19 protein-coding genes are annotated in these 23,286 nt (G+C 40.0%); 2 read left to right on the forward strand and 17 right to left on the reverse strand.

Going from position 1 to position 23,286, the window contains the following annotated elements; genetic code table 11:
• Nucleotides 1–102 precede the first annotated feature (102 nt).
• The 6 genes from eno to rlmD form a co-directional block, all read right to left on the reverse strand.
• Nucleotides 103–1,401, reverse strand: coding sequence for a phosphopyruvate hydratase (eno, locus tag GNP81_RS12545; protein ID WP_005420700.1), 1,299 nt, complete (start codon nucleotides 1,399–1,401; stop codon nucleotides 103–105).
• Nucleotides 1,402–1,479: 78 nt separating this feature from the next.
• The gene (locus GNP81_RS12550; RefSeq protein WP_005420701.1) at nucleotides 1,480–3,120 is read right to left on the reverse strand and encodes a CTP synthase; all 1,641 of its coding nucleotides are present in this window, start codon (nucleotides 3,118–3,120) and stop codon (nucleotides 1,480–1,482) included.
• 131 nt (nucleotides 3,121–3,251) lie between these two features.
• Nucleotides 3,252–4,073 carry a nucleoside triphosphate pyrophosphohydrolase gene (gene mazG / locus GNP81_RS12555; RefSeq protein ID WP_155673372.1) on the reverse strand — a complete coding sequence of 274 codons (822 nt, stop codon included), beginning with the start codon at nucleotides 4,071–4,073 and terminating at the stop codon, nucleotides 3,252–3,254.
• A gap of 95 nt (nucleotides 4,074–4,168) precedes the next feature.
• A complete protein-coding gene (locus GNP81_RS12560) occupies nucleotides 4,169–5,302 on the reverse strand; it encodes a flagellin (RefSeq protein WP_005420704.1) in 1,134 nt (377 codons plus the stop codon).
• Between the two features lie 193 nt (nucleotides 5,303–5,495).
• The gene (relA, locus tag GNP81_RS12565) at nucleotides 5,496–7,733 is read right to left on the reverse strand and encodes a GTP diphosphokinase (protein WP_155656458.1); all 2,238 of its coding nucleotides are present in this window, start codon (nucleotides 7,731–7,733) and stop codon (nucleotides 5,496–5,498) included.
• Nucleotides 7,734–7,799: 66 nt separating this feature from the next.
• A complete protein-coding gene (gene rlmD / locus GNP81_RS12570; protein ID WP_196587324.1) occupies nucleotides 7,800–9,116 on the reverse strand; it encodes a 23S rRNA (uracil(1939)-C(5))-methyltransferase RlmD in 1,317 nt (438 codons plus the stop codon).
• Nucleotides 9,117–9,279: 163 nt separating this feature from the next.
• On the opposite strand from rlmD, the gene barA reads away from it, so the two are divergent.
• Nucleotides 9,280–12,075, forward strand: coding sequence for a two-component sensor histidine kinase BarA (barA, locus tag GNP81_RS12575; RefSeq protein WP_155673374.1), 2,796 nt, complete (start codon nucleotides 9,280–9,282; stop codon nucleotides 12,073–12,075).
• 57 nt (nucleotides 12,076–12,132) lie between these two features.
• Here the strand turns inward: barA and acpS are convergent, their stop codons facing one another.
• From acpS to rpoE, 11 genes are all read right to left on the reverse strand, one after another.
• Complete coding sequence (gene acpS, locus GNP81_RS12580; protein ID WP_155669908.1) at nucleotides 12,133–12,513, reverse strand: holo-ACP synthase; 381 nt, start codon at nucleotides 12,511–12,513, stop codon at nucleotides 12,133–12,135.
• Nucleotides 12,513–13,244: a pyridoxine 5'-phosphate synthase gene (gene pdxJ / locus GNP81_RS12585; RefSeq protein ID WP_155673375.1), complete on the reverse strand. Its 732-nt coding sequence runs from the start codon at nucleotides 13,242–13,244 to the stop codon at nucleotides 12,513–12,515. The genes acpS and pdxJ overlap by 1 nt, the downstream gene beginning before the upstream one ends.
• Nucleotides 13,241–13,957 (reverse strand): DNA repair protein RecO, encoded by a 717-nt coding sequence (gene recO / locus GNP81_RS12590; protein WP_005420710.1) that lies wholly within the window; start codon nucleotides 13,955–13,957, stop codon nucleotides 13,241–13,243. The genes pdxJ and recO overlap by 4 nt, the downstream gene beginning before the upstream one ends.
• A 134-nt stretch (nucleotides 13,958–14,091) precedes the next feature.
• Complete coding sequence (gene era, locus GNP81_RS12595; RefSeq protein WP_005420713.1) at nucleotides 14,092–15,060, reverse strand: GTPase Era; 969 nt, start codon at nucleotides 15,058–15,060, stop codon at nucleotides 14,092–14,094.
• Nucleotides 15,060–15,731 (reverse strand): ribonuclease III, encoded by a 672-nt coding sequence (rnc, locus tag GNP81_RS12600; protein ID WP_005420714.1) that lies wholly within the window; start codon nucleotides 15,729–15,731, stop codon nucleotides 15,060–15,062. Before rnc ends, era begins: the two co-directional genes overlap by 1 nt.
• Before the next feature lie 10 nt (nucleotides 15,732–15,741).
• Nucleotides 15,742–16,644, reverse strand: a complete 903-nt coding sequence (gene lepB, locus GNP81_RS12605) for a signal peptidase I (protein WP_005420716.1) — start codon at nucleotides 16,642–16,644, stop codon at nucleotides 15,742–15,744.
• 122 nt (nucleotides 16,645–16,766) lie between these two features.
• On the reverse strand, nucleotides 16,767–18,560 hold the full coding sequence (gene lepA / locus GNP81_RS12610; RefSeq protein ID WP_005420718.1) for a translation elongation factor 4: 1,794 nt from the start codon (nucleotides 18,558–18,560) through the stop codon (nucleotides 16,767–16,769).
• Nucleotides 18,561–18,649: 89 nt separating this feature from the next.
• Nucleotides 18,650–19,135: a SoxR reducing system RseC family protein gene (locus GNP81_RS12615; RefSeq protein WP_155653062.1), complete on the reverse strand. Its 486-nt coding sequence runs from the start codon at nucleotides 19,133–19,135 to the stop codon at nucleotides 18,650–18,652.
• Between the two features lie 5 nt (nucleotides 19,136–19,140).
• A complete protein-coding gene (gene rseB / locus GNP81_RS12620) occupies nucleotides 19,141–20,118 on the reverse strand; it encodes a sigma-E factor regulatory protein RseB (RefSeq protein WP_005420722.1) in 978 nt (325 codons plus the stop codon).
• Nucleotides 20,119–20,736: an RseA family anti-sigma factor gene (locus tag GNP81_RS12625; protein WP_155653063.1), complete on the reverse strand. Its 618-nt coding sequence runs from the start codon at nucleotides 20,734–20,736 to the stop codon at nucleotides 20,119–20,121. It lies immediately after the preceding gene.
• Nucleotides 20,737–20,765: 29 nt separating this feature from the next.
• A complete protein-coding gene (rpoE, locus tag GNP81_RS12630; protein ID WP_005420724.1) occupies nucleotides 20,766–21,344 on the reverse strand; it encodes an RNA polymerase sigma factor RpoE in 579 nt (192 codons plus the stop codon).
• Nucleotides 21,345–21,656: 312 nt separating this feature from the next.
• Between rpoE and nadB the strand changes: the two genes are divergently transcribed.
• Nucleotides 21,657–23,276 (forward strand): L-aspartate oxidase, encoded by a 1,620-nt coding sequence (gene nadB / locus GNP81_RS12635; RefSeq protein ID WP_005420727.1) that lies wholly within the window; start codon nucleotides 21,657–21,659, stop codon nucleotides 23,274–23,276.
• Nucleotides 23,277–23,286 lie beyond the last annotated feature (10 nt).

The raw sequence follows: 23,286 nt of genomic DNA on the forward strand, positions 1-23,286 counted from the left end.
TGTCTGACAGAAATAAAAAAAACCGCCTCAAATGAGACGGTTTTATATCGAAATTCTAATCGAACGATTAAGAACTAAAAATCAAATTCTCAAAAATTGAGATTATTGACCTTTAACTTCTTTAAGACCGTTGAAAGGTGCTTTTTCACCTAGAGCTTCTTCGATACGGATTAATTGGTTGTACTTAGCAACACGGTCAGAACGGCTCATAGAACCAGTTTTGATTTGACCTGCAGCTGTACCTACTGCTAGATCAGCAATAGTTGCATCTTCAGTTTCGCCAGAACGGTGAGAGATTACAGCTGTGTAACCTGCGTCTTTAGCCATCTTGATTGCAGCTAGAGTCTCAGTTAGAGAACCGATTTGGTTGAACTTGATAAGGATAGAGTTAGCTACGCCTTTCTCGATACCTTCAGCAAGGATCTTAGTGTTAGTAACGAATAGATCGTCACCTACTAGTTGAAGTTTGTCACCTAGTAGTTCAGTTTGGTGCTTGAAGCCAGCCCAATCAGACTCGTCTAGACCATCTTCGATAGAAACGATTGGGAATTGGTTAGCTAGCTCAGCTAGGTAGTGGTTAAACTCTTCAGAAGTGAAAGTTTTACCTTCGCCTTTCATGTTGTAGATGCCAGCTTCTTTGTCGAAGAACTCAGATGCTGCACAGTCCATAGCAAGAGTAACGTCTTTACCTAGTTCGTAACCAGCAGCTGCAACAGCTTCTGCGATAACTTCTAGAGCTTCAGCGTTAGACTTAAGGTTAGGAGCGAAACCACCTTCATCACCAACTGCAGTGCTGTAGCCTTTAGACTTAAGTACTTTAGCTAGGTTGTGGAATACTTCAGCACCGATACGTAGACCTTCTTTAAGAGTTTTAGCACCAACTGGTTGGATCATGAACTCTTGAATGTCAACGTTGTTATCAGCGTGCTCACCACCGTTGATGATGTTCATCATTGGTAGAGGCATAGAGAATACGCCTGGAGTGCCGTTTAGTTCAGCAATGTGAGCGTATAGAGGCATAGATTTAGCAGCTGCAGCAGCTTTAGCATTTGCTAGAGAAACAGCAAGGATTGCGTTAGCACCGAAGTTTGCTTTGTTGTCTGTACCGTCTAGGTCGATCATGATTTGATCGATTTCAGCTTGGTTTTTCGCGTCTTTGCCGATTAGAGCTTCAGCGATTGGACCATTTACAGCTGCAACAGCTTTAAGAACACCTTTACCTAGGAAACGTGCTTTGTCGCCATCACGTAGCTCAAGAGCTTCACGAGAACCTGTAGATGCGCCAGATGGAGCAGCAGCCATACCTACAAAACCACTTTCTAGGTGAACTTCAGCTTCAACTGTTGGGTTACCACGAGAATCGATGATTTCACGACCTAGAACTTTAACGATCTTAGACATTGTGTTTCCTCTTTACTTTTCTTTAATTTAAAAGCTAAAAATAGCCATCCAACATTGGACAGCTACTCGTAAATCCTATTACTTTTCTAATTCACCGCGCACGCTTTCGCCTGCTGCTTTAACAAAACCTTCAAATAATGGGTGACCATCACGAGGTGTTGATGTGAATTCTGGGTGGAATTGCGCAGCCACAAACCATGGGTGGTTAGGGATTTCGATAATTTCCACCAGCTTCTTATCAGCAGATAAACCAGAAACCTTAAGGCCTGCTTTTTCTAGCTGAGGAAGTAAGTTGTTGTTTACTTCATAACGGTGACGGTGACGCTCTTCAACTGTTGCATTACCGTAAAGCTCACGAGCTTTTGAACCTTTAGCAAGATGACATAGTTGAGAACCAAGACGCATTGTACCGCCAAGATCTGATTTCTCAGTACGCTCTTCAACATTACCTTCACTGTCAATCCACTCAGTGATAAGACCAACAACAGGGAATTTCGTGTCTTTAGAGAATTCAGAAGAGTGCGCCCCTTCCATATTAGCAACGTTACGCGCATATTCAATTAACGCAACTTGCATACCTAGACAGATTCCTAAATATGGTACTTTATTTTCACGAGCGTATTGTGCTGCAAGGATCTTACCTTCAACACCGCGGTCACCGAAACCACCAGGAACTAGAATTGCGTCTAGGCCTTCAAGGATTTCAGTACCTTTAGATTCTACATCTTGTGAATCTACATACTTAATAGTGACGTTTAGACGGTTTTTCAAGCCTGCATGTTTTAATGCTTCATTTACTGACTTGTAAGCGTCTGGTAATTCAATGTATTTACCAACCATACCGATAACAACATCACCAGTTGGGTTAGCTTCTTCATAAATTACTTGTTCCCACTCAGAAAGATCAGCTTCAGGAGCTGTAATACCAAAGCGTTGACATACTAAATCATCAGTACCTTGTGCTTTGATAAGTTGTGGGATCTTGTAGATTGAATCTACGTCTTTCATTGAGATAACTGCTTTTTCTTGTACATTACAGAAAAGAGCAATTTTCTTACGTTCGTTTGCTGGAATAACACGGTCAGAACGACAAACTAAGATATCAGGTTGGATACCGATAGAAAGCAGTTCTTTTACTGAGTGTTGAGTCGGTTTAGTTTTAAGCTCACCAGCAGCACCTAAGTAAGGTACCAGTGTAAGATGCATGAACATTGCACGTTCACGGCCTAATTCTACTGCTAGTTGACGAATCGCTTCCATGAACGGTAGAGATTCAATATCACCAACTGTACCACCAACTTCTACGATTGCGATATCGTGGCCTTCAGCGCCAGAGATAACACGTTCTTTAATCGCATTAGTAATGTGAGGGATAACTTGGATAGTAGCACCTAAGTAATCGCCACGACGTTCTTTACGTAGAACATCTGCGTATACTCGACCAGCTGTAAAGTTGTTACGCTTAGTCATTTTGGTGCGGATGAAGCGCTCGTAGTGACCTAAGTCTAGATCCGTTTCTGCGCCGTCTTCCGTGACGAATACTTCACCGTGTTGAGTTGGGCTCATTGTGCCTGGATCAACGTTGATGTATGGGTCAAGCTTCATCATAGTGACTTTTAAGCCACGAGCTTCAAGAATAGCTGCTAATGATGCTGCTGCAATACCTTTACCTAGTGAGGATACAACCCCGCCAGTTACAAAAATGTAATTCGTCGTCATACGTTACCTGAAATTGGTGTAATGAGGAATAAAAATGGATTTCATCTGGACGGGAAGTGAATATACCAGAACCGCTTTATCGCCACAACGTGAAAAGTATCACAGTTAATTGATTTATTTTTTGCTCCAAATCAATTCCGCTCACTTCGCTTAATTTTTTCCCACTCAGAATCTAGCTCATTTAAATCACATTGCTCTATTTTTTTACCTTTTTTGGCGACGTTCGCTTCAATTTGACGAAAACGACGCTCAAATTTGTTATTTGCTTTGCTTAAAGCTTGCTCTGGATTTTTTTCTAAATGACGCACTAGATTTACCGTAGCAAAAAGTAGATCGCCTAATTCTTCTTCTACTTTTTCTTCATTTCTGGGTACTTTATAGACCTCTTCTAGCACTTCTGCCACTTCTTCATTTACTTTATTTGCAACAGGTTGTAACTCATCCCAATCAAAGCCAACTTTGGCACACTGCTTTTGTATTTTATTTGCTCTTAGTAAGCTTGGTAAAGCCGTTGGAATTGTATCCAAGATACTTTCTTGAACTGGTGTTTGTTGATTGCTTTTCTCTTTCTCTAAACGTTCTTGTTGTTTTACTTTATCCCAATTGGCTGCAATTTCAGCATCAGATGAAAAATTATCCTCACCAAAAACATGTGGATGACGGCGAACCAATTTTTCATTTAAGGTTTCTAGTACGTCATTAAAATCAAACAATTGCTCTTCTTTAGCGATTTGAGCATAGAAAACCACTTGGAATAGTAAGTCTCCTAGTTCTTCTTTTAAATTGCTCCAGTCCTTTTTATGAATCGCATCCACCACTTCGTATGTTTCTTCTATGGTATGCGGAACAATAGAATCGAAGGTTTGCTTTTTATCCCAAGGACACCCTTTTTTATCATCTCTTAATTGAGCCATGATTGAGAGTAACTGTTCAAGATTATTTGGGGTGGTCATATTTATTCCCTGTGATTGGTATTAAAAACAAAAAAAAGCTGTGTCCATTATAGACACAGCTTTCTTAATCACGATGAATTTTATTTTTTAGTCAATTAGCCTAATAGACTTACTGCTGCATTTGGCGCTTGCTTCGCTTGTGCCAAAATAGATGAGCTTGATTGACTTAAGATCTGGCTCTTAGTTAAGTTTGTTGTTTCTTTAGCGAAATCCGTATCTTTAATCTGGCTATTAGAGTCAGAGATATTTTCATTGATGTTCGTTAAGTTTTTAATTGCGCTATCAAAACGGTTTTGAATCGCACCTAATGAAGCACGGTTGCTATCTACGTATTCTAGAGCAGCATCGATAACATCAATTGAACGCTGTGCGCCACCAACAGTAGTTAAATCCATTGATGCTACTGTATCATCAGATTCGCCACCCATTTTTAGTTCATTAGCTAATGAACCGCTGAATTCTAATGGAGAAGAGATCGTCTCACCAGACATGAATACTTGAAGTACACCATCTTCAGTAACAGATGCGCTTAGCTCATTTGTTTGACCATTAATGTAAGTCGCTAACTCTTCAATATCATCACCCGTTTTTGCTGTGATATTGATTTCTTGAGCGTTACCATTCTTATCATTGTAAGACACATTGAATTGCGTATTCTCTGCACCTACTTTCCAGTTAATGTCACGACCTTCTTCAGCAAAGTAAGATTTACCACCCATTGTTGCTTCATCAGCACGCATGCTGTTAAGTGTTACAGCAACTGCTTCACCTGAATCTGCACCAATTTGGAATGATTTAGTACCAAATTCGCCGTTAATTAAACGAGTACCAGCAAAAGAAGTTGTTTCTGCAATACGGTTAAGTTCATCAGTTAATGAACTTGCTTCTTCTTGCATTGCGGCACGATCTGCATCTGTGTTTGAACCGTTTGCAGATTGAAGAGATAAATCACGTAGGCGTTGAAGAACGTTAGTTGTTTCCTTCATTGCACCTTCTGCAGTTTGCGTAATAGACATACCTTCATGTGCATTTCGTACTGCAACGTTTAGACCACGACTTTGCGCAGTCATACGGTTTGAAATTTGTAGACCAGAAGCATCATCAGCAGCACTGTTAATTTTCGAACCTGAAGACAATTTTTCCATTGAATCAGTTTGGGCAGCAGTTGCATTGTTCATGTAACGTTGTGCTGTCATTGCCGAGATATTTGTATTTACTGAAATTGCCATTGTATTTGCTCCGGTCAGGCTTCATTTATTGTTATAGGGTTGAAGCCTATAATTCATCGTTGATACACATATTTACGGCCTACAATTTCAGAACTTGAGATTTTTTTTCAATAAAAAAGCCGAATATTTAAAAAAACATTCGGCTTTAATCTATCTTATTGATAAAACAGTTAATTTATTTTCTCTATGACAATTATGATAAGCGAATTGCTTCCATTACATCTTTAACTTGTTCAACTCGTGTAATTAATCGACCAACAATATCGGCATTAAAGACCTCAAGATCAAAGTCCATGATCGTTAACTGCTTCTTGTAATCATTGCGGCTCTTCATGCCTGACACTTTAACTTTTTCATTAGCAAATAGAGTCGTCAGATCCTTTAATAACCCAGTTCGATCCATTGCTGTAATACGTAAAGTCAGAATATAAGAACCAACAAAGCCACTTCCCCAAACCGTATCAATTATACGCTCTGATGCATGATGACGAAGTTCATTCAGCTGATCACAATCACTGCGGTGAACTGAAATACCACGACCTTGTGTAATATATCCCGCAATTGGGTCACCCGGAATTGGCTGACAACAACGCGCTAAATGCGTCATTAAGTTATCAACCCCCTCAACCACAACCGCATCTTTACGTTGTTTGCTTTGTGCTTGCGCCTGAGCTTGCGCTTTTGCCTCTGATTCTTGCAGTTGCTCAAGTGCTTTTTGATCTTCTTGCTCTGCTGTCGGCTTATTCACTAACGCATTGATGTGATTTACGATCTGGTTAATACGCAGATCACCACTACCAATCCCAGCAAAAAGCTCATCGGTTGAATTTACATTGAATCGCTTCAAAGCATAACGCTCTGCGTCTTTTAATGTTCCGCCAATTTTGGCTAATTCAACTTCAAGGATCTCTTTACCGGCATCTAGGTTTTTCTCACGACTTTGCTTTCTAAACCACGCATTAATCTTAGCGCGAGCACGACTCGAGTTAACAAAGCCCAATGTTGGGTTTAACCAATCACGTGATGGGTTCGGCTCTTTTTGAGTGATAATTTCAACTTGATCACCCATTGATAATTGATGCGTGAAAGGAACAATACGTCCACCAACCTTAGCACCAATACAACGATGTCCTACTTCAGAGTGAATATGATAGGCAAAGTCGAGTGGCGTTGCTCCCATAGGTAAGTCGACCACATCACCACGGGGGGTAAAGGCATAAACACGATCATCAAATACTTGGCTACGAAGTTCATCCAGCATTTCGCCCGAATCAGACATCTCTTCTTGCCAATCAAGTAACTTACGTAACCATGTGATTTTTTCGTCATAACCACTACGGCTGTTACTACCCGGACCTTCCTTATATTTCCAGTGAGCAGCAACCCCTAACTCTGAATCTTCATGCATATCCTTGGTACGAATCTGAATCTCTATGGTTTTACCTTCAGGACCAAGAACAACAGTATGAATAGATTGATAACCATTGGGTTTTGGGTTTGCCACATAGTCATCAAACTCACTTGGTAGGTGCTTAAATTTGGTATGAACAACACCTAAAGCCGCATAACAATCTTGCAGTTTATCAGCAATAATTCGAACAGCTCGAACATCAAAAAGCTCATCAAAGGCTAAGCTTTTCTTCTGCATTTTTCGCCAAATGCTGTAGATGTGTTTAGGTCTACCGCTTACTTCTGCATTGATATTGCATACTTTCATCTCATCACTTAAATCAGTGACAAAATCATGGATATATTGCTCACGAACAATTCTTCGTTCTGAAAGTTGTTTCGCGATTTTTTTATAGGTATCCGGTTGTTGGTAGCGGAAAGAGTAATCTTCAATTTCCCACTTTAATTGACCAATACCTAGACGGTTGGCAAGCGGAGCATAAATATTATTACACTCTTTCGCAGCAGCACGACGCACTTCATCTGGCTCATTTTTCACTTCGCGTAAATTACAAATACGTTCAGCTAATTTAATGATCACACAACGAAAATCATCCACCATAGCCAGTAGCATACGACGAATATTATCGACTTGGTTTGATGCTGACTCAGGCCCTACGGTTGCATTTAATTGTCCAATTGAGTCCATCTCTTCGACGCCCTCAATGAGTTTTTCAATTTCTTTACTGTAATGCTCTGTGAGGGTTTCTTTATCTAGAAGACCACTCGACACCAATGGGAAAAGTTGTGCAGCAACCAAGGTGGCTTTATCCATACTCAGAGTGATTAAAATTTCAATCATCTCTCGGCCACGCCATAATAATAGCTGACCATTTTCATGGGACGCCACTAATTCCTGACAATGTTGGTAAACCTCTGTCAGTTTTTTTGAAGTGGATTTATCTTGTTCGAGGCTGTCTATCCATTCAGCTAACTCGAACGTTTCATTTTCCTTTAGATGTGCTCCGCGAACTGCGACCATGTCCGTTTCCTATTAATTCTCTAATCTGTAATTCTTTTGATCCCGCCTAACGAACTCAAGAGTGAGTTAACGTTCAAACAATGCCATAGATTCTAAATGCCCTGTATGAGGGAACATATCAAGCATACCTAGCCTAGTAAGCTTGAAACCGTGTTGAATAAGTAATTGGCTATCGCGTGCAAGTGTTGCTGGGTTGCACGAAACATAAACCACGGTTTGAGGCGTTAATTTTGCCACAGTTTCCATCACACCTGCAGCCCCTGCTCTGGCAGGATCCAGTAAAATTTTTGTAAACTTTGTGCTAGCCCACACTTGATCGCTAGCCTCTTCTTCTAAGTTAGCTTGATAAAACGACACATTAGAAAGATGATTTCTTTCAGCGTTCAGTTTTGCGCGCTGAACCATGTCATCAACCCCTTCAATACCTACCACTGTTTTTACTTTTTTAGCTAATGGCAGACTAAAGTTTCCTAACCCACAAAATAAGTCCAATACACTGTCGTTTTCATTTAAATCTAACCAAGATAAAGCTTGCTCTACCATTTGTTCATTGACGTTACGATTTACTTGAATGAAATCTTTCGGCGTAAAATAAATTTTGGTGCCATCAATAAGATAAAATGGTTCTTCGCCACGAACATGATTTAATACATCCGCTTCAGGCATTAGATATAGGATCAAATTGCGTTCTTCACAATAATTAACTATTGCTTGCTGATCCTTCTCATTAAAATCTGCCACATGACGAATAAGTAAAACACTGCCATTATCTGCTTGTACAAGCTCAACATGACCTAGGTTTTTCTTACCTTTTAACTGATTTAATAAAGTAAATAATGATTCTAAATGTTGATCTAATTCTTGAACAAGAACAGGGCAATGGCGAACATTTACAATTGCCTTACTCTGTTTTTTACGAAAACCAAAATCAAGCTGATTGGTTTGTTTATTGATCATTAAACTGATGCGAGCTCGACGACGGTAACTCAGTTCCTCACCCATAATAGGCTGAACCATCTCACCTTGTGAGACACCTTGCTTTTTCATCAGTTCTTGCAGCTTTTCATTTTTCGCTACAATTTGTTCTTCATGTTGTAAATGCTGTAAGTTACACCCACCACATTCATGATAATGCTGACAAATTGGTGTTTGTCGCTTTTCACTTTTCTGCGCTAACTTAATCAGTTTTGCACGAGAAAATTGCTTCTTTTGCTCAATAAACTGAATGATCGCTTTTTCACCAGGCAATGCTCCCTCAATAAACACGGGTTTCTTATCAACAAAAGCAATTCCAGCTCCGTTGTGATCTAATCGAACCACATCAACTGATTGATGTTTTGTGTTTACAGAAGCTTTCTTTTTCGGTTTGAAGAATTGCGCCATTATTACTGCCTGGTTTACAAAAATTAGCTCCATTATACCGAAACCATATGAAGATGCAGTCTTGATTTACGTTCTATCTTGCGCTTTCGACAGAGAATAATTGAGCTTAGCCTCTAAGTTGATTAAGCTACGCCCTCAAGGAAGTTAAACGAATCGAATTTATATGAAAAAATACGGCCTACGTGCACGAGTCATAACGCTAACATTAGCGCCTACATTAATTATCGGGTTACTGCTGAGTGGTTTCTTTACCATGAACCGATACAATGACTTAGAGAATCAATTAATCTCTAGTGGCACAAGTATTATTGAACCTCTTGCTATTTCTAGTGAATACGGAATGACAGGAAAAAACCGAGAAGCGGTTCGTCGTTTAATTAGTTACGCTCACAGAAAGCATTCCAATATTGTTCGTAGTATTGCCGTATTTGATGAGCATCATGAGCTTTTTGTTACTTCTAACTTTCATCCAAACTTTGAAAGCTTAACGTTCCCTAAAGATAAACCCATTCCATTACTTCTTGATATTTCCTTTCAAGAAGAATCTCTGATTTTAAGAACCCCTATTCTTCCTGAAGGTAAGTTCTCTGCCAACTTCGATTCATCTCATATCAATGAGCCATTAGGTTATATTGCCATTGAACTTGATCTTTCTAGCTTACGTTTACAGCAATACCAAGAGATATTCTCTGCGCTACTCGTTCTTGCTTTAGGTTTGGGCTTGTCTGGTGTTTTTGCTTATCGTTTAATGCAAGATGTTACTCAGCCTATCTCACATATGGTTAGTGTAGTTGATAGGATACGTCGTGGTCATTTAGATGTTCGTATTGAAAATAAACTACATGGTGAATTAGATACTCTAAAAAATGGTATCAACGCCATGGCTATTTCTTTATCTGAATACCATGTTGAAATGCAACAAAGTATTGACCAAGCAACGTCTGATCTTCGTGAAACTTTAGAACAACTAGAGATTCAAAACGTTGAGTTAGATATTGCGAAAAAACGCGCTCAAGAAGCTGCGCGAGTAAAATCTGAATTCTTAGCAAACATGTCGCACGAGTTAAGAACGCCGCTTAACGGTGTGATTGGCTTTACTCGACAAATGCTAAAAACGTCATTATCAGAGAACCAACAAGATTACTTACAAACTATTGAACGTTCAGCCAATAACTTACTGACAATTATTAACGATATCTTAGACTTCTCTAAACTGGAAGCGGGTAAATTACTGCTAGAAAACCTGCCATTTGATTTCCAAGATAGTCTTGATGAAGTCGTTAGCTTATTGGCACCAAGCGCTCACGAAAAAGGGCTAGAGATCACCTTAAAAATTGATCAACGTGTACCATCAGGCTTAATTGGTGATCCATTACGCATTCAACAAGTGCTCAATAACCTAGTGGGTAATGCGATTAAATTTACCGAAAAAGGCAACATTGATATCTCGGTTGAACTCAAACATTTAGCTGACGATTATGTGGATTTGCAGTTTGTGGTTCGCGATACGGGTATTGGTATTTCTGAACGCCAACAGGCGCAACTCTTCCAAGCATTTAGCCAAGCAGATGCCAGTATTTCTCGTCGTTATGGCGGTACAGGCTTAGGTCTTGTCATTACCCAAAAACTGATTTCTCAAATGGGCGGTGAAATTGGGTTAAGTAGTCGTCTGCACCAAGGTTCAACATTCTGGTTCACGATAAGAATGCATCCGACTGATCTACCAATGCTGAATGATCATGATATTACTCAGCTAGAGAAGAAAAAGCTGTTACTTATCGAACCAAATATGCAATCGGCTTCTATTTTACAACAACAGTTTATTAGCCATGGCGTCTTTGTGACTTATCGCTCAACGCTACCTGAGATTATTGAACCACATGACTACGCATTGATCAGTTTAAGCTCGAACTCAAAACCGAGTATTGAAACGATCCAAGAGATGACATCTCAACTTTCAGCTCACTGCTCAACGATTATTGTTGGTCTACCAAGTACCGAGCTTGCTCTGACTGATGAACTGAATCAGTTCTCACATATTACGTGCTTATCAAAACCGTTTGCGAAGAAAAAACTACTCGATGCCCTACTCGTTGAAAAAGATCTGCAACCTGTACCTGAGCTACCGGATTTAATGGCTCATGCTTCTGAAGAGCAAAAATTACCAATTAAAGTCATGGCTGTTGATGATAACCCAGCTAACTTAAAACTGATTTCAGCACTATTAAGTGAGCAAGTAGAAACGGTTATTACTTGTGATAATGGTTTAGATGCAGTCCAACAAGCAACAGAACAACACTTCGACATTATTCTCATGGACATCCAAATGCCTAAAATGGATGGGGTAATGGCATGTAAAGAAATACGTAAAACAGCACTAAACGCACAAACACCAGTTGTTGCTGTTACTGCACATGCGATGGAAGGTGAGCGTGAACGCTTAATTAGCGAAGGTATGGATGACTACTTAACTAAGCCAATCGAAGAGCATGTTTTACAACAAGTGATCATTCACTGGAGTCCATTAACGGACAATAGCGATGTTGAAAAAATAACAATATTAGCTGATGCAATCCCTGAGCTTCATGTTGAAGAAGCCAATGATAAAGTCATGGGCAGTATCGATTGGGAAGCAGCATTAAAACAATCAGCAGGTAAAGAAGATCTTGCACAAGAAATGCTACAGATGTTGATTGACTTCATTCCTGAAGTAAACGAATGGGTTGATAAGGCGTTAGAAAGTGATATTTCTGAAGAGGAACTTTGCCATTATATTCATAAGCTACATGGCAGTAGCTCATACTGTGGTGTCCCACGCTTGAAGCAACTTTGTAATTTAATTGAAACGTCATTGCGACAACATCAAACTATCGCTGATATTGAACCAGAGTTGTTTGAGCTGCAGGATGAAATGGAAAAAGTAACTAAAGATGCAAATCTGCTATTAAGCAATAAATAACTGGACGTCTGATTAAATGATAAAACCAACCTAACCGTAAGTTAAGTTGGTTTTATTTTAAGATTCGAAGATTACGGTTGCTACTGCATAATGACGTTCATCAGAAATAGTAAGATGAATATTCGCAATATGACTTTTTTGGGAAAGCTCTAACGCCTTTCCTGACAAAGTTAACATTGGTTTGCCATTTTCATCGTTTGAAATCGTAAAATCATGAAAAGTAACACCATGAGCAATGCCTGTGCCTAATGCTTTTGATGCCGCTTCTTTAGCAGCAAAACGCTTAGCTAAAAAACGCCCTTTCTGTTTTAACTCTTGATATTTTTCAAATTCAGACTGACTTAAAATGCGCTCTGCAAACGCATCTCCTGAACGTGAAAGGGCTTTTTCAACCCTTTCGATCTCTGCAATGTCAGTACCTAGACCAACAATTGCCATTACTTGCGAGCACCTAGCATAATACGATACATATCAGCGACTGCTTTTTCTAAACCATCAAACATCGCTCGTCCCATAATTGAGTGACCAATGTTTAGTTCGTAGATCTCAGGCAATGCTGCGATGGCTTCTACATTATGGTAAGTCAAACCATGGCCAGCATTAACAATAAGCCCTTTATTTGCTGCATAGCTTGCACCAGCTGCAATCTTCTTCAGCTCATCTTGCTGTGCTTCTTCTGTCTCTGCATCAGCATAAGCGCCAGTATGGAGCTCAATGAAAGGTGCACCACATTCAACAGCCGCATCAATTTGCTCTTTATCAGCATCAATAAACAAGGATACCTTAATGCCCGCTTCTGTCAGCTTTTGAGTTGCAGCTTTCACTTTTTCTAACTGGCCTGACACATTCAGGCCGCCTTCTGTGGTTAACTCTTCACGTTTTTCAGGAACAAGGCAAACAAATTCAGGCTTAGTTTCTAAAGCGATTCCAACCATTTCATCTGTGACAGCCATTTCTAAATTCATTCGAGTTTGCAGCGTTTCACGCAGAATACGTACATCTCGATCTTTAATATGACGGCGATCTTCACGTAAGTGAATCGTAATACCAGCAGCACCAGCACGTTCAGCGATTTCTGCAGCGTGTACAGGATCTGGGTATTTAGTACCTCGCGCATTTCGAAGGGTTGCTACGTGATCGATATTAACGCCAAGTAAAATTGAACTCATTTTAGAATACTCCTTGTTCTAGGAAGAAACAGTTCCCTACTTTTTAGGGGCTTACCGCCAAGATACGGCTTTAAGGCTATACGTGTAAAGCGTTTTGCCGCTTTTAATTGTTCTGGTGTTGTAAATCGTCGCTCACTAATGGCAATGAGCTCATTACCTTTAAAGCTCATTAAAGGGTCATGACGAATGGACGCCATGAAACCTTGTTGCTCACGGTAACGATAAGTCATTTCAGGAGAAACCATTTCACCACTGCCTGCACAATGTAAAAAATCAACGCCATAACCCATTGCTGATAATAAAGCCAATTCAAAACGTCGCAACGCAGGTTCAGGATTGGTACTTTGAGCTAATTCAGTTAAAGCGGTGAGATAATCAAGAAAAAGGGCTGGATATGGGGTTTCTTGCTCTACAACTCGCACCAATAGTTCATTGATGTACATTGCTGAGTAAAGATTAATGCCAGTAAGAGGAATGCCTAAGCTGATGGTTTCAGCTTGTCGCAGCGTGCGCATGGATCCTTTACCTGACCATTTCATTAACAATGGGGTAAAGGCTTGTAGTACGCCTTTTAAATTAGAGCGTTTACTTCTCGCCCCTTTGGATATAATAGATAAACGGCCATACTCTTCGCTAAACACATCTAAAATTAGACTGCTTTCACTATATGGTCTACGGTGCAGGACAAAACAGCGTTGTAAGCCTTCTTCCACGTTTCTTACCTATAAATAAGAGTTCAGATCGCTTCGCTTGCAGATTTCAGAAGAGCCGCGGTAAGACTCGATGCCTACCGCGGCTCTTCTGAACCCTTTAAGGGAGCTTGCGACCGATCTGAACCCTGCTTTTTCTATAAATCGTCGATGTAACCTAGAGAACGAAGTGCTCGCTCATCATCAGCCCATCCAGATTTCACTTTAACCCAAAGCTCTAAATACACTTTACGGTCAAATAAACCTTCCATATCGATTCGAGCTTCGCGACCAATAGTTTTGATCTTTTCACCGTTCTTACCGATAACCATTTTTTTCTGGCCATGGCGCTCAACAAGGATCAAACCATTGATATGAAAACCATCCATTTTTGGATTGTAATCAAAACGCTCAATTTCAACGGTTACTGAATAAGGCAATTCTTCACCAGTAAAACGCATCAATTTCTCACGAATAATTTCTGATGCCATGAAACGTTGAGAACGGTCAGTTACGTATTCCTCAGGGAAGTGGTGAACCGCTTTAGGCAAGTGCTCACGAACTAGCTTATGAACCACATCTACGTTAGAGCCTGTTTTTGCTGAAATTGGCACAACATCAACAAAATCCATTTTCTCCGTCATTTCTTGCAAGTGAGTCATTACGTCTTTTTTATCTTTAACGTTATCAACTTTATTCACTAACAATACTGTCGGAAATTCAGATTTCTTCAGTTTGTTTAGAACCATTTCATCATCAGGAGTCCAGTGAGTACCATCCACAAGGAATAATACTAAATTCACATCACTTAACGATGAGTTTGCAGCACGGTTCATTAAACGGTTAATCGCTCGTTTTTCTTCGATATGAAGCCCCGGAGTATCAACATAAATCGCTTGATAATCACCATCAGTATCAACACCCATAATACGGTGACGAGTAGTCTGAGGCTTACGTGAAGTAATCGAAATCTTCTGACCTAAAATTTGGTTAAGAAGCGTTGATTTACCTACGTTTGGACGACCAACAATAGCAATGAAACCACAATGTTGGTTGTCACTTACTACTTCTGACTTTCCTTCTGATGCGAAATACGCGTCTAAATCAAATTCTTTTTCATCTGACATTAGTTAAGTTGTCCTAATGCAATGTCAGCAGCCGACTGTTCTGCCTTGCGGCGACTGCTTCCTTTTCCGATAACCGGCTTATCCAAGCCAGCCACGATACATTCAATAGTGAACTCTTGGTTATGAGCTTCACCTTTAATTTTAGTTACTGTGTACGTTGGTAATGGCTTACGACGACCTTGTAAGTACTCTTGAAGACGTGTTTTCGGGTCTTTTTGAGATACGCCAGGTTCAATTGATTCAAGGCGAGTGTTGTACCAAGATAAAATAATGCCACGTACTGTTTCAGTATCACTATCTAAATAGATAGCGCCGATAATTGCTTCTACCGCATCCGCTAAAATAGAGTCACGACGGAAACCACCGCTTTTTAATTCGCCAGGACCTAAGTATAGGTAATCACCTAGCTGAAACTCACGACCAAGCTCTGCTAATGTATGACCACGAACTAATGTTGCACGCATACGACTCATATCACCTTCGTCCACTTTAGGGAAACGGTGGTACAAATCATCTGCAACAACAAAGCTCAAAATCGAGTCGCCTAAAAACTCTAGACGTTCATTGTGTGTACCATTAGCGCTACGGTGAGTCAGTGCTAACTTAAGAAAACTTTCATCTTTAAATTGATAGCCAATTTTCTTTTCTAAGCGTTGTAGTGAAGAATTCATATATTTTTAATCAGTCTATGCCACCGATGCGATTGAAACGAACACCAGTAGGAATAAAGGAAGGCAGCATGCTATCGCTACCACGGTCAAATTCAAAGCTGATCCAGATCCCGACCGCTTTGCCAACCAAGTTCGCTTCAGGAACAAATCCCCAATAACGACTGTCAGCACTGTTGTCACGATTGTCGCCCATCACAAAGTAGTTACCTTCTGGTACTACCCATTCGTTGTAACCTGGTCGAGGTTGATACATCGACACACGATCTGAACGCATAGGGTTAACCAAAATATCATGCGTTGTATCTTTCGCTAATTGCTCAGTATATTGAACTAAATTAGTGCGATCTTGCATGAATTCACTGTCTTTCATATTCGTTAATGGAATGATGTTACATTGGCTTTCGCCTTTTGGTTTCACACACAATTGCTTAGATGAGCTATAGATAACGGTATCACCAGGTTCACCAACTACACGTTTAATATAGTCGATATTTGGCTGTGGTGGATATTTAAATACCACAATATCACCACGTTCTGGTTTACCAGTTTCTACAAGTTGTGAACGCCAAACAGGGTCTTTAATTCCATAAGAGAATTTTTCAACCAAGATAAAATCACCAACCAATAACGTCGGCATCATCGAACCGGATGGGATCTGGAACGGCTCATAAATAAATGAGCGCAACACTAAAACAATACCAATTACAGGAAAAATAGAGACTGACTGCTCAATCCACGCTGGTTGTGGGGCTACTTTTTCAAGTGTTGCCTCATCAACTTGTCCATTCGCTTGTTCACGTGCTGCTGCAATTTTTTGCTTACGCTTTGGTGCCCATACGAATTTATCAATTGCCCAAATAACACCAGTAAACAGGGTTACTAGAACCAATATCAGTGAAAAAGTGTTAGCCATTACATTCCCTTCGGTTGTTAAGTGTTGCATAACAAAGAAAGCGAAGACCATGGATCATCGCTTTCTTTGAGTTGTAATAAAGCTTAAATTTACAGAACTCTGAGGATTCAGAAATCAGAAAATTAATCTTTACCTACATGAAGAATCGCAAGGAAAGCTTCTTGTGGTAATTCAACATTACCAATCTGCTTCATACGTTTCTTACCTTCTTTCTGCTTCTTCAACAGTTTTTTCTTACGGCTAATATCACCACCGTAACATTTTGCAATTACGTTTTTACGTAGTTGCTTAACTGTTGAACGCGCAATAATGTGAGCACCAATTGCTGCTTGAATCGCGATATCAAACATTTGACGAGGGATGAATTCTTTCATCTTTTCAACCAACAGACGGCCGCGACCTTGTGCATTATCATGGTGAGTAATGATAGCTAATGCATCTACTCGATCACCATTGATTAATACGTCTACACGAACCATGTTTGATGCTTCATAACGTTGGAAGTTGTAATCCAGTGATGCATAACCACGAGATGTCGATTTCAAACGGTCAAAGAAGTCCAAAACAACTTCAGACATTGGAATATCGTAAGTCAGTGCAACTTGGTTACCGTGATAAACCATATCAACTTGTACACCACGTTTTTCAACACATAGGCTAATTACGTTACCTAAATAATCTGCTGGTACTAAGATGTTACAACGAGCAATTGGTTCACGAATTTCATCTAAATCGTTAACTGCTGGCAGTTTTGATGGGCTATCTACGTACAGTAAATCACCGTTATTTAGTACCACTTCATAAACTACGGTTGGTGCTGTAGTGATGAGGTCAAGATCGTATTCACGCTCAAGACGCTCTTGAATGATTTCCATGTGAAGCATACCAAGGAAGCCACAACGGAAACCAAAACCAAGTGCCGCTGAACTTTCTGGCTCATAGAAAAGTGATGCATCGTTTAGGCTTAATTTACCAAGCGCATCACGGAAGTTTTCATAATCATCAGAAGATACAGGGAACAGACCTGCATATACTTGTGGTTTTACTTTTTGGAAACCAGGTAAACGCTCTTCACACCCGCCTTTAGCGTGTGTCAATGTATCACCTACTGGAGCACCAAGAATATCTTTGATACCACAAACAACCCAACCTACTTCGCCAGTATTCAATACATCAGTATCGATTTGTTTTGGAGTGAAGATACCAATACGGTCGATACCCCAAACTTGGCCAGTACTCATTACTTTGATCTTGTCATTTTTCTTCAGTGAACCATTTTTGATTCGAACTAGAGAAACAACACCTAAGTAGTTATCAAACCATGAGTCGATAATAAGTGCTTGTGTTGGTGCGTCAGGGTCACCTTCTGGTGCAGGAATTGATTTAACGATAGTTTCAAGAACTTCATCAACACCTAAACCTGTTTTTGCTGAACAGCGCGTTGCGTCTGTTGCATCAATACCAACGATCTCTTCGATTTCTTCAGCTACACGATCTGGATCTGCCGCAGGTAAGTCAATCTTGTTTAAGATTGGCACTACTTCTAAGTCCATTTCGATAGCTGTGTAACAGTTTGCTAGAGTCTGTGCTTCTACACCTTGACCCGCATCGACAACCAATAGCGCACCTTCACAGGCAGCAAGTGAACGCGATACTTCGTAAGAGAAGTCAACGTGTCCAGGTGTGTCGATAAAGTTTAGTTGATAAGTCTCACCATCTTTAGCCGTGTAGTCGAGCGTCACACTCTGGGCTTTGATGGTGATACCACGTTCACGTTCTAGATCCATTGAATCAAGAACTTGCGCTGCCATTTCACGGTCTGACAGGCCACCACAAACTTGGATTAGGCGGTCAGATAGTGTCGATTTACCGTGATCGATATGGGCAATAATAGAAAAATTACGAATGTGCTTCATGAATGATGTGACAAACTCAATTAGTTAATAGGATTGGATCGTGAGATCAAGTTGTGGGATTCTACCCAATTTCTGAGCAAGTCGCTATCTTATCGTGCAGCATTTCCCAAGTTTGTGTCGGAAACGGGCTCTCCTAGCACTCTGAGTAAGCTAACTTGTTGCTCTGTTTTTTGCTCAATATGATGAGAAAGTCTTTTTGCTAATTGGTAACCACCAAGCGCGAATAAAGCCGATACAACAATTGTTGTTAACTCTCCAAGCCCAATCATTGGACTTAAAAACCATTCAGACAATAACGCACCAAGCAATAAAAACAGAAGTGGTGTTAAATAAACAATAGCAGCAGACTGCAATAAATTCTTTTCAGGTAGACCAATTTCAACCAATTGGCCTACTGATAATTTTTTCTCTGTATGAAAAGCCCAGTGATGGACTTTTCCTGGTAGTGCTTTAGAAACAATCCCTGTTCCACAAGAGTCTTTTGATGAGCAATGGTTACAACTTGTTTTTTGTTGGCATCCCACTACTACAATGTCTTCTTGTACTTCAAGAACGGTAGCTAATGCAGTCATCATTTTGATTACTTATCCTCAATAATTGGTTTTGATTCACTAAAAACCACTGATTCAGCAATACGTTTAGCTGTTAATGCTGGAATATCACCAACAACACTGATTTCATAATCGCCTTTAATATAACTATGTAATGAACGGCGACCTTGACGGACAAGTTGTTCTTTATGACTGAGTTTATCGGCTTCTGATATATAAACTGAAAAATTAAATAGACCATCAGAATACATCTGACTTTCCACCGCTCTTTGGTTCATAGCTAAACGATAACGATTGAAGTGAATATTTTTAAATCCACTCGGTATCCATGTCACTTCCCACGTAGCTTTATCACTTGTCGAACTCGGAATAGAAAGTACCTTAGGTAACTCAGCATCACCTAATCGTTGTGTCATATACGTCGCAATTTGGTCATTTACGGTATAAGAAATAACACGATACTGTTCAATAATGTCACCTTCTCGACTAACTAAGTCAGTACGCATAGGGAGATGACTACGTTCATCAATCCAAACAATATAAGAGTATCTATTACCGTCTTTTGAAACAATTCGTACCACTTGAGATGCCGTACCCGCTTCTCTTGCTCGACCTACCGATACAAAATCATAATATTGTTTTAATTTCGCAATATCTTTATGCAAAAGAGGAATAATAGGCGCAACAATCGCCTCTGATTTAATCGTAAACGGCTTACTGCCTTGCTCTAAGTAACTGATCTCATTATTTCTACGTATAACCTCACGCATTGAACCACTGAGATAAACCAAGTGAGACAATGTCATATTCTCTGAATGCGAGTGACGATACATAAAAGGTTCTATGCTACTTTTCTTAACTAAAATATAAGAAAGCTCATAATTTAAATTATGGCTAGCCTCTCCCATCAGATGCAACAAAGCCTCAGCAGAAGGTTTTTCTTCAGCTGAGGCCATTATTGGAAAGAAGCTGACCAATGCAATAAAGCTGATCAGGATACGTTTCATCTATTCTGCCAATGTTGAATTTTGTTCTAATAGCTCTCTATCAATCGAACCATCGTGAGCATTCAAACGAAGTTGTAATTCATAATCTTGTAGCATCGCATTAATACGTTTACGTTGCTCCATTACATCCGCTTCATTTGACGTTTTATTCACTAATGAATCACGCGTTAGACTCACAGGTTCAGCACTGCCACTAAATGGAATGGTATCAAGTACTTGAATATCCCCACTTGCAGGAATTGCGCTTGGTTCTGAACCGTTATATTGTTGAACACCAACAATAACAACCAACGAGAAGCAAGCTGCCATAGCTACTTGGCCAAATTGAGTTAACCAACTAGGTAATGTCTTCTTTGCTTCACTTGGTGTAGGTTGCGACGGCATAAACTCCGTCACCGTATCATTCATAGAATGAGCGGGTTCATCCTCAAGAGCGAGAGCAACGTTGGCAGCAATATTCCATTCTTTGCTGTCAGGCGCATCGCCTCTCATAATATCACCAATTAAATGGTAATTTTTCCAAGTCTCTGCATTTTCACTGTTTGATAAGGATTCAATGAACGCATTGTCCATTTCTTCATTATCTATAAACGCAGATATTTGTTCTTTATCAGTCATTGTCTTCACCGTTTGACCGTTGGAAATAATTAACGCTGCATTAGCGGTTGGATTTTTTTCTCAACAACTTCACGAGCTCGGAAAATACGAGAACGAACCGTACCAACCGGACACTCCATTACAGCAGCAATTTCTTCATAACTTAAGCCCTCTAGCTCGCGTAATGTAATTGCTGTTTTTAAATCTTCTGGCAATCCATCAATTGTTGAAAAGACGATTTCTCTTAACTCTTCTGACAACGATAAATTCTCTGGGTTCGTGATTTCCTTTAATGCACTTGCCCCTTCATAATATTCCGCTTCTTCTGCATCAACATCGGATGCTGGCGGTCTGCGTCCTTGAGCAACAAGGTAATTCTTAGCTGTATTGACTGCTATGCGATACAACCAAGTGTAAAATGCACTGTCCCCACGAAAGGTTGGTAACGCACGATACGCTTTAATAAACGCTTCCTGGGCTACATCAGGCACATCACCACTGTTCTTTACGTAACGAGCAACAAGGTTACATACTTTGTTTTGATATTTTACAACAAGATGATTAAATGCTTGTTTATCGCCACGTTGAACACGCTCAATTAAAACTTGATCTGTTAACTGCTCACTCATTGGAGCGGGTACTCCCATGTTATTCTTCTTAGATGCGCATTAAGTCTACATAACGCAATAGCTTATAATGAACCAGCTATACCACGATTAACTTGAGCACTATGTATGAGTTTCTAATTCTTAGAAAGTTCCTTTATTATTACATTTTTTTATCAATTTAATATATCTATATCAATCCATGAGGCTTTAAAATCCTTTTTGCTGATATTTACGAACTTTTATTCTTGATATTTAAGATTCCATTCCAAAATGTGACGCAACCGGATAGATTCTGGTAAAATGATCGGATTATCACAGGAAAATGATGAATATATGAACATAACCAATGAACACAGTTGTGACGTTTTAGTCATAGGCAGTGGTGCTGCTGGTCTTTCTCTTGCCCTTAGAGTCGCACCACATGGAAAGGTGATCGTCTTAAGTAAAGGCCCTCGAAATGAAGGCTCAACCTATTACGCTCAAGGCGGCATTGCTGCTGTATTTGATGAAAGTGATACCGTTGAATCACATGTTGAAGATACCCTTGTAGCAGGCGCACACATATGTGACCGAGATGTCGTTACATTTATAGCAGAAAACGCAAAACATTGCGTTCAATGGTTAATTGATGGCGGCGTTCCTTTTGATCACGATGATGAAAAAGAAACCGATATCTCCGATCCTAAATTCCATTTAACTCGTGAAGGTGGGCATAGCCACCGTCGTATTTTGCATGCTGCAGATGCGACAGGTAAAGCAATGCAGAATTCACTGCAAGAAAATGTGCTTAACCATCCAAACATTACTATTTTTGAACGCCACAATGCGTTGGATTTAATCACTGAAGATAAAATTGGTGGTGATGCGGATAAAGTGGTTGGTGCTTATATTTGGAACCGTGATGCAGAACACGTTGAAACCGTTCGTGCCAAATTCGTTATTTTAGCCACTGGCGGTGCATCTAAAGTATACCAATATACATCAAACCCAGATGTATCTTCAGGTGACGGTATTGCAATGGCATGGCGTGCTGGTTGTCGAGTTGCTAACTTAGAATTTAACCAATTCCACCCAACTTGTCTTTTCCACCCTGATGCACGAAACTTCTTAATGACAGAAGCATTACGTGGTGAAGGTGCTTATTTACGCCGTCCAGATGGTACTCGTTTTATGCCAGATTTCGACGAGCGTGGTGAACTTGCTCCACGTGATGTTGTAGCTCGAGCTATCGATTATGAAATGAAGCGTTTAGGGGCAGACTGCATGTATTTAGACATCAGTCATAAGCCTGAAGACTTCATTCACCATCATTTCCCTACCATTAATGAAAAACTGCTTTCATTTGGTATTGATATGACAAAAGAGCCAATCCCTATTGTGCCTGCTGCTCACTATACTTGTGGTGGTGTAATGGTTGATAAACAAGGCCAAACCGATATTGATGGTTTATTTGCCATTGGCGAAGTAAGTTACACCGGCCTTCATGGTGCAAACCGTTTAGCATCAAACTCATTATTAGAGTGTGTTGTATATGCTTGGTCAGCGGCTGAATATATTATTAAAGATATGGATAAACGCGAACTACCACCAACATTACCAGCATGGGATGAAAGCCAAGTTGAATGCTCTGATGAAGAAGTGGTTATTCAGCATAACTGGCACGAATTGCGTCTATTCATGTGGGACTACATGGGTATCGTTCGTACTGATAAACGTTTAGAGCGTGCACTGCGTCGTATTCAGTTACTAAAACAAGAAACTCATGATTATTATAGTAATTTCAGAGTTTCTAATAACTTAATTGAACTACGAAATCTATTAGATGTATCAGAATTGATGGTACGTTGTGCAATGAAACGTAAAGAAAGTTGTGGTTTACACTATACACTTGACTACCCAGAAGCATTGGAAGAGTCCGGTCCTACTATTTTAGTGCCAACCAACTTTAAGTAAGCGCTAACCA

Origin of the sequence: Aliivibrio fischeri, from assembly GCF_009727955.1 — a bacterium.
Classification (GTDB): Bacteria; Pseudomonadota; Gammaproteobacteria; order Enterobacterales; family Vibrionaceae; genus Aliivibrio; species Aliivibrio fischeri_A.